Origin of the sequence: Paraburkholderia sp. RL17-383-BIF-A (assembly GCF_046028015.1) — a bacterium.
Lineage (GTDB): Bacteria > Pseudomonadota > Gammaproteobacteria > Burkholderiales > Burkholderiaceae > Paraburkholderia.
Genome location: NZ_JARESR010000025.1, coordinates 94,568 through 108,274 on the forward strand (window position 1 = coordinate 94,568; position 13,707 = coordinate 108,274).

11 protein-coding genes are annotated in these 13,707 nt (G+C 63.6%); 6 read left to right on the forward strand and 5 right to left on the reverse strand.

Going from position 1 to position 13,707, the window contains the following annotated elements:
• Nucleotides 1-455: 455 nt before the first annotated feature.
• The 5 genes from glgC (at nucleotide 456) to P0D71_RS25250 (ending at nucleotide 6,683) form a co-directional block, all read left to right on the forward strand.
• Nucleotides 456-1,721 carry a glucose-1-phosphate adenylyltransferase gene (glgC, locus tag P0D71_RS25230; RefSeq protein ID WP_091795080.1) on the forward strand — a complete coding sequence of 422 codons (1,266 nt, stop codon included), beginning with the start codon at nucleotides 456-458 and terminating at the stop codon, nucleotides 1,719-1,721.
• 55 nt (nucleotides 1,722-1,776) lie between these two features.
• Nucleotides 1,777-3,237: a glycogen synthase GlgA gene (glgA, locus tag P0D71_RS25235; RefSeq protein WP_408186207.1), complete on the forward strand. Its 1,461-nt coding sequence runs from the start codon at nucleotides 1,777-1,779 to the stop codon at nucleotides 3,235-3,237.
• 316 nt (nucleotides 3,238-3,553) lie between these two features.
• Nucleotides 3,554-4,420: a pyridoxal kinase PdxY gene (gene pdxY / locus P0D71_RS25240; RefSeq protein ID WP_091795086.1), complete on the forward strand. Its 867-nt coding sequence runs from the start codon at nucleotides 3,554-3,556 to the stop codon at nucleotides 4,418-4,420.
• A gap of 160 nt (nucleotides 4,421-4,580) precedes the next feature.
• Entirely contained in the window at nucleotides 4,581-5,042 is a 462-nt protein-coding gene (locus P0D71_RS25245) for a hypothetical protein (protein ID WP_091795089.1), read from the forward strand.
• A 489-nt stretch (nucleotides 5,043-5,531) separates the two neighbouring features.
• Nucleotides 5,532-6,683, forward strand: coding sequence for a branched-chain amino acid ABC transporter substrate-binding protein (locus P0D71_RS25250; protein ID WP_091795092.1), 1,152 nt, complete (start codon nucleotides 5,532-5,534; stop codon nucleotides 6,681-6,683).
• A 64-nt stretch (nucleotides 6,684-6,747) separates the two neighbouring features.
• Here the strand turns inward: P0D71_RS25250 and P0D71_RS25255 are convergent, their stop codons facing one another.
• Together P0D71_RS25255 and P0D71_RS25260 are read right to left on the reverse strand one after the other, a co-directional pair.
• On the reverse strand, nucleotides 6,748-8,649 hold the full coding sequence (locus P0D71_RS25255; protein WP_408482658.1) for a DUF3857 domain-containing transglutaminase family protein: 1,902 nt from the start codon (nucleotides 8,647-8,649) through the stop codon (nucleotides 6,748-6,750).
• Between the two features lie 38 nt (nucleotides 8,650-8,687).
• Nucleotides 8,688-9,353 (reverse strand): hypothetical protein, encoded by a 666-nt coding sequence (locus P0D71_RS25260; RefSeq protein WP_408186209.1) that lies wholly within the window; start codon nucleotides 9,351-9,353, stop codon nucleotides 8,688-8,690.
• A gap of 334 nt (nucleotides 9,354-9,687) precedes the next feature.
• Here P0D71_RS25260 and P0D71_RS25265 point away from each other — a divergent pair, with 334 nt between their 5' ends.
• On the forward strand, nucleotides 9,688-9,825 hold the full coding sequence (locus P0D71_RS25265) for a hypothetical protein (RefSeq protein WP_177204991.1): 138 nt from the start codon (nucleotides 9,688-9,690) through the stop codon (nucleotides 9,823-9,825).
• A 261-nt stretch (nucleotides 9,826-10,086) separates the two neighbouring features.
• Here P0D71_RS25265 and hutG read toward each other — a convergent pair whose 3' ends face one another.
• The 3 genes from hutG to hutI form a co-directional block, all read right to left on the reverse strand.
• Nucleotides 10,087-10,902, reverse strand: a complete 816-nt coding sequence (gene hutG / locus P0D71_RS25270) for an N-formylglutamate deformylase (RefSeq protein WP_408186210.1) — start codon at nucleotides 10,900-10,902, stop codon at nucleotides 10,087-10,089.
• Nucleotides 10,903-10,970: 68 nt separating this feature from the next.
• Nucleotides 10,971-12,398, reverse strand: a complete 1,428-nt coding sequence (locus tag P0D71_RS25275) for a formimidoylglutamate deiminase (RefSeq protein WP_408482660.1) — start codon at nucleotides 12,396-12,398, stop codon at nucleotides 10,971-10,973.
• Nucleotides 12,399-12,408: 10 nt separating this feature from the next.
• A complete protein-coding gene (hutI, locus tag P0D71_RS25280; RefSeq protein WP_408482662.1) occupies nucleotides 12,409-13,632 on the reverse strand; it encodes an imidazolonepropionase in 1,224 nt (407 codons plus the stop codon).
• Nucleotides 13,633-13,707: the final 75 nt, after the last annotated feature.

Below are 13,707 nucleotides of genomic sequence, written 5' to 3' on the forward strand. Positions count from 1 at the left end.
CAGGCCGGCGCCCCAACCAGCGGCCGGGAGCGGACGATTCTACGACGCCCCGCCCGACCCTGCCGCCGCCAGCGCGAGCTCATGGCGCCTCGGGCGGGCGTGGCACGCATATTGCGGCGGCTCACCTTGCGCTCTATGTGTCGTGGCGCACGGATCGCCGGGATGCAAGGGGCGATCGTGCGCAAGGTGGGCGCGTGAGCGGCGTCGGCACAATTCAGACTATTCGCCCACGGCAAATCAGTGCTAGAACTAGCAGACGGGCCCGCGAAGACGGAGCCGCCTGGCAGAACGAATCATCGGGGGAGCAAGCGACCCAAGCATCCGGGGCATACTAACCAGCAACCATCTTGCATGGGACCGGAGCAGGTGCTTTAGCTGTCGACCAGCGTTCGCGCGCAAGCGTGCTACCCGGGTCCCCTGCAAAGCGCCAGGCCCGGTCGACAAAGGAGACAGACATGGATACTCCGGCACGGCTGAACGATCTGCAGCGCACCACCCTCGCCATCGTCCTCGCGGGCGGACGGGGCACGCGGCTCGGCCCGCTTACCAACAAACGCGTCAAGCCGGCCGTGCACTTCGGCGGCAAGTACCGGATCATCGACTTCGCCCTCTCCAACTGCCTGAACTCCGGCATTCGGCGCATCGCGGTCGTCACGCAGTACAAGGCGCACTCGCTGTTGCGCCATCTGCAGCGCGGCTGGAGCTTCCTGCGCGGCGAATTCGGCGAGTTCATCGACCTGTGGCCCGCGCAACAACGGGTGGAAGGCGCGCACTGGTATCGCGGCACCGCGGACGCGGTGTTCCAGAACCTCGACATCATCCGTTCGATCCGGCCGAAATACGTGGTGGTGCTGGCGGGCGACCATATCTACAAGATGGACTACACGCGCATGATCGCCGACCACGCGGAGAGCGGCGCGGATTGCACGGTCGGCTGCATCGAGGTGCCGCGCATGGACGCCGTGGCGTTCGGCGTGATGCACGTCGACGAAAACCGCCGGGTGACCGGCTTCGTGGAAAAGCCCGCCGACCCGCCGGCCATTCCGGGCCGCCCGGACACGGCGCTCGCCAGTATGGGCATCTACGTGTTCAGCGCGGATTACCTGTATTCGCTGCTCGAAGAGAACATTTCCTCCATCGACACCGATCACGACTTCGGCAAGGACATCCTGCCGCGCGTGGTCACGCAAGGCACGGCGATCGCGCATCCGTTCAGCATGTCGTGCGTGTCGTCGGACCCGAACGTGGAACCGTACTGGCGCGACGTCGGCACGATCGACGCCTACTGGGCCGCCAATCTCGACCTCGCCTCCACCATCCCGACACTCGATCTCTACGATCGCACCTGGCCGATCTGGACTTACCAGGAGCAGTTGCCGCCCGCCAAGTTCGTGCGCGACCTGAAGGGGCTGCAAGGCTCGGGCAACAATCTGATCGTGTGCGGCGGCTGTGTGATCTCGGGCTCGCAGATTTCGCGCTCGGTGCTCTCGTCGAATGTGAAAGTGAGTTCATTCTGTAACATCAATGAGGCAGTCTTGTTGCCGCAGGTCACCGTCGGCGCGAGTTGCCGATTGCAGAAAGTGGTGATAGACCGCGGCTGCGCCATACCGGACGGCACGGTGATCGGCGAAGATCCGGTAAGCGACGCCGAGCGCTTTTACCGAACCGACGACGGCGTCGTGCTGGTCACGCCGGAAGCGTTACGGCAGACGGTGAAGTAAGGCCGGTGCTGGTGTCAGACTCAACCCGCATTCACACAGGATAGAGACGGAGCCTATGACGATTCGCGCCCTGCACGTCGCAAGCGAACTGTATCCCCTCCTCAAAACGGGCGGTCTCGCCGACGTCGCGGGCGCGTTGCCGCCCGCGCTGATCGAGCGCGGCGCGGACGTGCGGGTGCTGTTGCCCGGCTTCCCGGCAGTGCTCGCCGGTTTGGCCGATCTCGCGCCGGTCGCGCAACTGGGCCGCCGGTTCGACGCACCGGGCGTCACGCTCGAGCGGGGCACGCTGGCGTCGAACGGCCTGGTCGTCTACGTGATCCGCGCGGACACGCTGTACGACCGTCCCGGCAATCCCTATCTCAATGACGAGCACGTGCCCTACGGCGACAACGCCCAGCGTTTCGCGCTGCTCGGCTGGGTCGCCGCGCAGCTCGCCCAGCAGTTGGACCCCACGTGGTCACCGCAAATCGTCCACGCGCACGACTGGCATGCGGGGCTCGCACCCGCCTATCTGAAAGCGGCGGAGCGCCAGCACGGCCGATCTTTCGCGCGCAGCGTCTTCACGGTGCACAACCTCGCCTATCAAGGCGTGTTTCCCGCTCATCAGTTCGGTCAATTAGGGCTGCCGGCCGATTACTTCAGCATGCACGGCGTGGAGTTTTACGGGCAACTGTCGTTTCTCAAGGCAGGCCTCTACTACAGCGACCGCATCACCACGGTCAGCCCGACCTACGCGCGCGAAATCCAGACGCTCGCCCAGGGCGGCGGACTGGACGCGCTGCTGCGCCATCGCTCGCACGATCTGAGCGGCATTCTGAACGGCGTCGACTACTCAGTCTGGAATCCCGCCAGCGACGCGCTGCTCGAAAACCATTACAGCGCCACGCGCCTCGCCGGCAAACTGACCTGCAAGGAGGCGCTGCAAAAGCGCTTCGGCCTTGCGCAGAAAAGCGACGCATTGCTGTTCGGCGTGGTGAGCCGCCTGACCGAACAGAAAGGCCTCGATCTGCTGCTCGAGGCAGTGCCTGAAATTATCCGGCACGGCGGGCAACTGGTCGTCTTCGGCACCGGCGACCCGGCGTTGGAAAACGGCTTGAAGCGGGCCGCGCAGGCGCATCCGGAATCGGTGGCGGTGGAACTGGGATTCGACGAGACGCTCGCGCACACCATCGTCGCGGGCAGCGACGTGATCGCGGTGCCGTCGCGCTTCGAGCCTTGCGGACTGACCCAGCTGTATGCGCTGGCTTATGGCTCGCTGCCGCTCGTGCATTGCGTGGGCGGCCTGGCGGACACGGTGGTGGACGCATCCCTCGAAAATCTCGCCGACGACCTCGCCACCGGCTTCGTGTTCGAACGCTTCGAGCTGAAGGGGATCGGCGCCGCGATCCGCCGCGCGTTCGCCCTGTATGGACGCCGCACCGAATGGAAAGCGACGCAGCGGCGCGCAATGCGCCAGGACTTCGGCTGGGGCGCCTCGGCGGAGCGCTATCTGGCGCTGTATCGTGAGCTCGTGTGAGGGCTTGAGGTTGGCTTGAGGTTGGCTTGAGGTTGGCTTGAGGTTTGCTTGAGGTTGGCTTGAGGTTCGCTTGAGTTTGGCTCACGGCCGCCCTCGCCGCCCGCGCGTTTGATGGTTCGACGCAACAACACGGGGACGGATCAACTCGCGCGCGGCAAACTCATGTATTGTTGCCTGACGATGCACAGTATGCCGATTTCCCGCATCATCTGAAGCAGTCCTGCCGCATGAGGCGTCCCGCACCCGACGGATCGCCACCGCGGCGCAACCTTCCCGTTTTCTTTGATCGCGCCTATCCGTTCGCGCGGGCCATACCATGACGAAAAACGTTCTGAGCATCCAGTCACATGTCGTCTTCGGACACGCCGGCAACAGCGCGGCCGTGTTTCCGATGCGTCGGCTCGGCGTCAATGTCTGGCCGCTCAACACAGTACAGTTTTCCAACCACACGCAATACGGACATTGGACCGGTGGCGCGATCGACGCCTCGGAAATGGAGGATCTGGTCGACGGCATCGGCGCGATCGGCATGCTGCCGCGTTGCGACGCCGTGCTGTCCGGCTATCTGGGCACGCCCGAGCAGGCCCAGTCGGTGCTGGAAATCGTCAAGTCCGTGAAGGCCGCCAATCCTCGCGCGTGGTACTTCTGCGATCCGGTGATGGGTGCCGCGAGCGGCTGCAAGGTCGAGCCGGGCATCCAGGAGTTTCTCGTGCGCACGATGCCCGAGTTCGCCGACGCGATGGCGCCGAACCACACCGAACTGCAACGTCTGGTGGGCCGCGAGATCGAGACGCTGGAAGAAGCCGTCACCGCATGCCGCGAGATCATCGCTCGCGGGCCGAAGCTGATCCTGGTTAAACACCTGCTCGATCGCAACAGCCTCGCCGACCGCTTCAACATGCTGGTCGTCACTGAACGCGAAGCGTGGATGGGACAGCGCCCGCTCTATCCGTTCGCACGGCAGCCGGTGGGCGTGGGCGATCTGACGAGCGCGGTGTTCGTCGCGCGTACGCTGCTCGGCGATTCGATCCGCGCCGCCTTCGAGCACACGCTCGCCGCCGTGAATGCGGTGGTGAAGGCGACCTGGCAGGCCGGGCGTTACGAACTCGAACTGGTGGCCGCGCAGAATGAAATCGCGCAGCCGCGCGAGTGGTTCGATGCGTGGGTGGCGGAGACGGCGTAAGTAGCGTGAGTCACCCGTTTGACGTGTCGTGCGCGGAACGCGACGCGGCTCGTTGGGCTCGGCCTCGGCCACCCGTCCTATAATGCGTGCCGCGTGGACGAGGCACCTGCCCGCCCGCGTCGCATTTTCAGGCATCCGGCATTCAGCAGACGAGGCATCGATGGACGGTTATATCCGCAGTGAGCGGGAAGAATATTTTGAGCAGTTGTGCATCAGCGTCGACGCTGACGAAGCACACGAACAGGAAGCGATCGAATTCTTCGAGAATCAGTTCGACCAGGCCGACTTCGATCCCGCGCAATGGCTCGACATTGCGCTCTACTATTCGCCGGCCGTGGCGCGCGGCATCGTCGATATGGTCACGGCGGACGACAAGGCGCGCAGCAACATCGCCGAAGTCATCGCCGACAATCTCGACATCTCCTACGGCGAAGACGAATGCCAGCAATTCGCCGAGACCATCGAATTCGCGCTGAACAACGGCGTGCCGGTGGACCTCGACCTCGTGCTCGACGGTTGCCAGCGCGCAATCGACGATCTCGACACATGGGCCGACGACGACACCAAGGCGCCGCTTCTGCGTCTGCGTGAAGAGTTGTTGCGCCAGCAGGGCGAGCATTGAGCGTCCCGCTTTAGTTCGCAAGACACTCTCTGCGGCGCATGCCTGCGGGTTCATTCCCGCCGCTGCGCCGCGGACACCCGGCCGGCGCATTCGCGCCGGTCTCTTAAGCATGTGCCGCAATCCGCACCCTCGCGACGGAATCCACACGCTATCAGCGAATGCGCTGTGCCCGCTGTGCCGAAATGCTCATTCAAAACGCCTTGAACTGCCAAGACGACAGTAAATTGGCTTTCTATATTCGGGCCAGATTGACGCACGGATGAACGCGACTGTGCGCCGGCAAAAGGAATGGGTTCGGGAAGCCCCCTAAGGGACTTCCTTCAGGCGCCTCGAAGGGGGCGTCCTCTGGGCGTATTCCACTATTGTTTATGGCGCCGGATCATCCGTAGTCTCTCGATGCGCGCCGTGAGACGTCCACGCTCGCGCGTCGATCCAGCGTTACTGCCTTGCCGCTTTCACAACCTGAAACTGTCGATGGAAGGAGAGACCATGAGTCTTCGCAACACGCTGAAACCGCTCGCCCTGTTAGTTGGCGCTATCTTCGCCGTCGCGCCGCCGGCCACGTTCGCCGATGATCTGCCGGTGAAGATCGGTTTTGCCGCGCCGCTGACGGGCGCCAACGCCGGCTACGGCAAGGACCTGGAGAACGGCGTCCGGCTCGCGATCGAGGAAGCCAACGCGCAGAAGATCAAGATCGGCGACAAGGTCGCGCAATTCCAGATCGTCTCCCAAGACGACCAGGCCGACCCGCGCATCGGCGTGCAGGCCGCCCAGAAGCTGGTCGACTCGGGCGTTTCCGTCGTGGTGGGCCACTTCAACTCCGGCACGACAATTCCGGCCTCGCAGATCTACGAGCAGTCCGGCATTCCGGTGATCGACCCGGCCGCCACGAATCCGGTGATCACGGGACGCGGCTTCGCGAACACCTTCATGGTGATTTCCACCGACGCGCAAAACGCCGGCAACGCAGGCGTGTATGCCGTGGAAGTGACCAAGGCCAAACGCATCGCGATCATCGACGACCGGACCGCGTTCGGCCAGGGCGAGGCCGACGAGTTCGAGAAAGCAGTGAAAGCGCACGGCGGCAGCATTGTCGCGCGTGAGTACACCGACAATAAAGCGGTCGACTTCAGCACGCAGATCACCAAGCTCAAATCGACCAACGCCGATCTGATTTTCTTCGGCGGACTGGACACGCAGGCCGCCGGCTTTGCGAAGCGCATGAAGCAGTTGAACATGACCGCGCAATTGGTGGGCGGCGGCGGCGTGATGGATCAGGACTTCATCAAGCTCGCCGGCGATTCGGCTGAAGGCGTGATGGCCTGGGAATACGGACGCCCCCTCGCGCAACTGCCAGGCGGCAAGGATTTCTCGGCGAAGTTCAAGAAGCGTTTCGGCGTGGATATCCTGTCCTACGCACCGTTCGGCTATGACGGCGCATGGGCCGCGATCAAGGCCATGCAGCAGGCCAAATCCAGCTCGCCGAACGACTACCGGCCCGTGCTGAAGGCGATCGATTTCGAAGGCGTGACCGGCAAGATTTCCTTCGATGGCACTGGCGCGCTGAAGAGCGGCGCGTCGACGCTGTACCAGGTCAAGAGTGGGGCCTGGGTGCCGATCGTAACGAAGAGCGGAAGCTAAGACAGGTTCCGGCACGGGTTTCGGGGCGGTGTCCCGCTTTTTGCCCCCCGTGCCGGCGCCATTGCTACCGGTTCTTCGAATCGGCGACCTTGACCACCAGGCCGGCATCGAGATCCCGCTCGATTTTCACCAGGTCGTCGTGCATTTCGGCGAATTCATTGGCAGAACACATCTGATGTCCAAAGGCGGCGCGCAGGTGCCGCCTGACCTGCAAGAGGCGCGACACGGGATCGAAAACGTAGCTGGATGAAAACGTCAGAAACCGGTCTTGCACCGCTGTGTCCGCCGGCAAATCCGTCACTCGCACGAAGCGCGGCAGCGTCATTTCCAGCGTCTCGTCGAACTCTCCGCCAATGCACGCCCACGGCTGAGTCCTCGCAGGCTCCGCAAGCCACGCCTGCACCTGCGAACCCATGCCGCCCGCGAAACTCGTCAAAGCGGGTATTGCCGTCGTGCCCTCGGTCCAGACGAAGTGCTCCACTTTCCCTTGCATCGATGTCGCAAACGGTCCCGTCGTCGTAGTGAGATCCGCTGTGCGCAATTGCGCGGTGCCGTGCAAACCCGTCTGCAATAAACGGTTCGCGGCGATCTGCTGCGTGCGTTGCCGCGTCGCGCGACGAAACGTGTTGCGTTCGATCTCTGCCGTGAAACCCGTGTCTTCCACGCGGTAAGCGTAGTGCGCCGCCCCGCTTTCATCGACGTCGATCTGCACGCGCGCATTGCGTTCGCGCAATTGAGTGGCCGGCGTTCGAGACAGGACGCCCTCGCCCACCAGCAACACCGGCCTGTCCATCACGCTCGGCGGCAGATAACCGAACGCCGTGCCGCCGGCTGTCGTATCCGCGAACAACGACAACTCAGGAATCCAGATAATCGCGTGATTGATGGCGCTTGCGCCGTAGCCGGGCACGTCCGGCAAACTGTAGTACGGCCCGAGATTGAGGAGCACCGCTTCGCTGCGGATGCCGAGCGCGGCCAGCAACGCGCCATAGAGCGCGACGTGATCCTTGCAATCGCCATAGCGATTGCGCAGGATATCGATCGCCTTGTGCGGGATCGCCGCCGTCTCGCCGAGAAACAAGGCCACGTAGCGGATATTCAGGCGCATCCAGTCGTACAGCAACTGCGCCTTCACGCGTGGGTCGGAAGTGCCGGCGCTCAACGCTTGCGCGAGGCGGACAATCGCCGGGTCGGTCATCGTCGCGTCGACCGCGGGCCCGCGATATCGCGCGGCAAAACTCGCGAAGTCCGGCACCGTCGATACCATCAACCGGTCGCCCCAGTTCGCATAGCCGACCGCGCCCGCTTCGAGCGGCGCATACGGCCCGTGTTGATAGTCGAACTCGTAGCGGGTACGGCCATTTTTCGTGACTGGCGGCACGGCAACGTAGCCGCGCGCGTCGGCATAAAGCGGCACGTCGGCGGGCAGGTCGAAAATCAGGCGTTGCAGTTCGACAGGGTCGCGAGTCGGCTCCACCAGGTACGCGAAGGTGCCTGCCTGCAACGGCTTCGTGCGGGTCTTGCGAAACGCCAGATGCACGCGCGAGCCAGATTCCACGCCCGGGAAGATCACCGTGCGCAACACGCCGTCCTCGAAACTCGGCGCGCCGGCGGAGCGTGGCTCCTGCACGTCGCGAATCGCCTCGGGACCGACCGGATGCGCGACGCCGCCCGCGTCGATGGTCTCGGCGGCCAGCAACTGCACCTGCTCGATGTCCTTGTTGAACCACACGTAGCGTTGCGCGATATCGTCCACGCCGCTCGTCGTGTTGGCGCGCAAGACCGTGTCGTCGTGCTCCTCGACGGAGCCGTCTTTCTGGATCGTGAAGAGATGAACGTCGCGCTCGATCGTGGAGGGTGCGCGATCGTCGCCGGATGCGGTGGACGCGCTATCGTCGGCGAACGCGATGGACAGCGGACACACACCCAGCGCCAACCCGAAGGCCAGCCTGAGAAAGAACGCCATGCTGGCGACGTTGCTACGCCACCTCCTCGCGCGGGGCATCACTCCGTTTCGCCGAGTTGCCCAAGTAAAGCCTGCAACCGCTCCACGTGCCTGAGCAGAAGATGGCGATGTTTTTCGATCTGCTCCAGCCGTCCCGCGAGGTCAGCCTGAATCGGATCGTCGAGATCGGCGGCGGCGATCACGTCTTCCACCTTGGCGCGCATGGACGCCAGTTCCACCGGCGCATGGCTCAGATGCCGCTCGAAACGCCGCACTTCCTGAATCGCCACATCACGCACTTTGCGAAAGTGTGCCTGACGCCGATGCGTTTCGGCGTCGAGAATTTCTTCTTCGACACGTTTGGCCGGTCCCGGCTGGCCGAAAATCGGCTCGGGCGGCCGCAGCACCGTCTTCTTTCGCACGGGATGCGCCGTGCCGCGAAACCGCGCGAGCGGCTGTTCGTTATCGATCGCCTCGCGCGCATTGGGCGGTATGTCATGCTCGGTGTGCGGTGCGTTCATCCAGCCAGCCGGCAATCCGGTTACCGCTTCGATCCCGCGCACGAATTCCTCGCTGAATTCGCGCTGACCGGACAACATCAGCTTCAGATAGCTCGCGGAGAAGGTCATCATGCGCGCGAGGCGCGACGCCGCACCGACCTCGCGGGTCAACAGCACCAGGTTCGCTCGCCAGACCGGGAGCAGCAATTCGTCGGAATCTTCCATCGCTGGGTCTTCCATTTTTTTGCCCGATGTGAAGATCACGCGCTTAGGCGCGTCATCGTTTTGAAAGGGTAGCCGCTTCAAGCCATGACGCGCAATCCCGGCATCACATCGCATGCGCGTCGATCTGTCGTTTTTACACGCCACTGCGCGATTTCACGCCGTCGCACGCCAGTCACCGCCAGCGGCCGCTCGCGGCGCTCGTCGTTGTGAATTGACCAGCGCATTTGTCCAGCGTTCCTCCGCTCTGAACGCGCAATGTGGCATGCTTGCGAACCGTTGCGGCACGCGCCGTGCTTCAACGCTAATACCCCAACACCGAATTAAGGATTCTGTAATGAAGAAGTTTGTTCTCACCATCGCCGCTGCCGTCGCCGCTCTGAGCGCCATCGCGCCCGCACAAGCGTATGAGCATCATCACCGCGAATGCCACAAGGTGCACGTCCATCATCATTGGGAAAAGCGCTGCCATTAATGGTGCTGCCATGCCCTAACCGGCGCGGCACGTGGTGAAGCCCCGCTACTCGCGGGGCTTTTTTTCGCCGGCAGGTAGAAGACAGCGCAACGTGTTGGACGCGCTCTATACGTTCTGCGCGAAAACGGCAGCATGCAATCACGGACACATGCTGTTACACCTTTGCGGTGTCAGCCGACGCGGACACGGCTTTGCGCACCTTGCGCAGCACCGTGAACCGAGTGGAAGGAAAGATAAAACGACCGCGCGATAACGCGTGCGTCACGCCGCCTCGACGAGCTCCAACGCTTTCGCGACGAGCGCTTCCAGCAAAGGCTCGACTTTCGCAGCCAGCGTTTCGTCATACGCATAGGGCATGTGCTCTTCCATATACGTGATCTGCGACAGTTCGAGCTGCAATGCATGCACGCCTTGCGACGGCTGCCCATACTCGCGCGTGATATACCCACCCTTGAAGCGACCATTGGCAACAGCCGAATAGCCGCCGTCATGTCGCTCGACGAGCGCAGCCATTTCTTCGGCCAATCCCGCCACCGCGCTCGCGCCATTGGACGTGCCGAAGTTGAAATCGGGCAGACGTCCTGCGAAGAAACGTGGCACATGCGAGCGGATCGAATGCGCTTCCCACAGCAGCACCTTGCCGTGTTTCGCTTTCAGCGCTGCAAGTTCTCCTTGCAACGCCTCGTGATACGGCTTCCAGTACGCTTCGCGACGGCGCGCGACTTCAGCTTCAGTCGGCAGTTGGCCGTCGGGATACAACGGTTCCTTGTCGAAGGTATCGACCGGCAGCAGACCGGTCGTGTCCTGCCCCGGATAGAGGTTCGCGCCATCGGGCGGACGGTTCAGGTCGATCACGTAACGCGCGTAGGTCGGCGAAAGAATCGACGCGCCCATGCGTTTTGCGAACGCGTAGAGACGGTCCAGATGCCAGTCGCAATCGTCGGTGCGCCGCGCGACGGGCGTCATCGTCGCGGCGATGTCGGCGGGGATCTGCGTACCCAGATGCGGAATCGAAATGAGGAGCGGCAGGCTTCCCTGATGCAGCGAGAAAACCGGCGTTGGGTTCGAATCAGTCATATCAGTCCGGAATCGATAAGATCGAAGAATCAGTTCAGCGGATCATGCAAGGCGCGCCGGCAGCCGCGTTATTTGAGCAGGTCCGCAAGCGCCACACGATAGCGTGCGTACGCGCCCTCTTCATCGCGATGCCGACGATTGTCCACGACCTTGTCGCCGCCTGCATACACGTCGCGAATCGGTGTTTCGCCATGCTCGCAGAATACAACGCCCGAGAGCCAGGCGTGCGGCGCATGCTCGGCAATGCTCGAATGATCCGCGTCGAGCACGAGCCAATCGGCACGGCAACCCGCCTGCAAGGCGCCAACCGCGCGGCCCGTCGCGCGCGCGCCGCCTTCGAGCGCGGCGTCGTACAGACGGTCGGCGACATGCGTGGTCTGCGCCGACGCCAGCACATTGCGTTGCCGGCGCGTGAGACGCTGGCCGTATTCGAGCAAACGCAGTTCCGCGCGCCAGTCGACGCCGATATGGCTATCCGAGCCCACGCCCATGCGTCCTTGCGCGTCGAGATATTCCTGCGCGGGAAAAATGCCGTCACCGAGGTTGGCTTCGGTCGTCAGGCACAGCCCGGCAACCGCGCCACTCTTCGCGAGTGCCAGCGTTTCGTTCGTGTCGACGTGAGTGGCATGCACGAGGCACCAGCGGCTGTCTACGTCGAAACGATCGAGCAGCCATTGCACCGGACGCGCGCCTTCGGTTTCGAGGCACGCGTCGACTTCAGCGGTCTGCTCGGCAATATGGATATGAACGGGCGCTGTGTCGTCGATGCCGCCGAGCAGCGCGCGCAATGAATCCGCGGATACGGCGCGCAGCGAATGCGGCGCCACGCCGTAGCGCAACGCGGTGCTTTCGGGGCGCGCCGCGCGCAACGCGCCGAGCAGATCGAGCAGACTCTCCGGCGTGTTGATGAAACGCCGCTGATCCTCACGCGGCGCGCGCGAGCCGAAGCCGCCGTACTGATACAGCACCGGCAGCATCGTCATGCCGATACCGCTCGCCGATGCCGCATCCACGACACGTTGCGCGAGTTCCGCCTGATTCGCATAGCGGCCGCCCTCAGGCGTGTGGTGCACGTAGTGAAACTCGCATACCGACGTATAACCCGCCTTCAGCATTTCGATGTACAGCCACTGCGCGACGCTCGCCAGGCCTTCCGGCGTGATGCGCGCGGCAAAGCGATACATCAGGTCGCGCCAGCTCCAGAAGTTGTCCGTAGCGCCCGCGCCGGACGCCGCGCGATATTCGGTGAGACCGGCCATTGCGCGCTGAAACGCATGCGAATGAAGGTTCGGCATGCCAGGCAATACCGGACCGGCGGCCTTCTGCACACCGGCGGGCGGTGTGGACGTATCCGGCGTGACGGACGTCAACATGCCGTTCGTGTCCCACTCCAGCAGCACGTTGCGACGCCAACCGTCGGGCAGATAAGCATGCTCGGCGAACAGCGATCGTTTCGATTGTGTTTGTGTCTGCGGTTCTGTCTGCGTTTGTGTCATCTCTCAGGTCCTAGCTCAATTCGCGCCGCTTATAAACGGTTTCACCCGCGCGTACGACTTGCGCGCACAACGGACGTCCAATCCAGTAAGCCAGCTCGGCCAGCGAATCGACCGACCACACCGCGAAGTCGGCCGCTCGTCCGGCCTGCAGCGAGCCGTGCCGATCCGCCTTGCCGAGCGCGCGCGCCGCGTGCGAAGTCACGCCTTGCAGCACTTCGGGCACGGTCATGCGGAACAGCGTGGTGGCCATGTTCATCATCAGCAGCAGCGAGGTGGCGGGCGACGTGCCGGGGTTGCTGTCGGTCGAAATCGCAATCGGCACCTCATAGCGCCGCAGCAATTCCAGCGGCGGCAACTGCGTCTCGCGGATGAAGTAATACGCGCCCGGCAGCAACACGGCCACCGTGCCGGCTTCTTTCATCGCAGCCACGCCGGCTTCGTCGAGAAATTCGAGGTGGTCGGCGGACAGCGCATGGTGGCGCGCCGCGAGTGCCGTGCCGCCGCCGTTCGACAGCTGCTCGGCATGCATTTTCACGGGGAGTTTGTAACGTTCCGCCGCCTCGAAAACGCGCTCGCTTTGTTCCAGCGAAAAACCGATGCGCTCGCAGAACACGTCGACCGCGTCGACGAGACCTTCGTCGGCAAGCGCGGGCAGCATGGTGTTGCAGACTTCGTCGATATACGCGTCGGCGCGGCCGGCGAATTCAGGCGGCAACGCATGCGCGCCGAGAAACGTCGTGTAGACCGTTACCGGATAGCGCTCGCCCAATTGCCGCGCGACGCGCAGCATCTTGCGCTCACTGGCGAGATCGAGGCCATAACCGGACTTGATCTCGATCGTCGTCACGCCTTCGGCAAGCAAGGGTTCGAGCCGCGCGGCCGACTGACGCAGCAGCGAGGCTTCATCCGCGGCACGCGTGGCGCGCACCGTGGAGACAATGCCGCCGCCCTGGCGCGCGATTTCTTCGTAGCTGACGCCCGCGAGGCGCTGCGCGAATTCGTCCGCGCGCTGCCCGCCGTACACGAGGTGCGTGTGGCAATCGACGAGACCCGGCGTGACCCACGCGCCGTGCAGATCTTCGCGCGGCCATGCGGCGTATTCGGCGGGTAATTCGGGGGCCGCGCCGAGCCATACGATCGTGCCGTTCTCAACGGCGAGCGCGGCATCCGGCAGCGTGTGTTGGGGATCGCCCTGCGGGCAAAGTTTCAGGTGATGCCAGACGGTTTGCTTCATCGCGTGCTCTTTGCAGCTTGTTGCGTGTCTGTGGTGGTTCGCATGCGCGCGCCGTGACGGAACTGGGCGTGCATA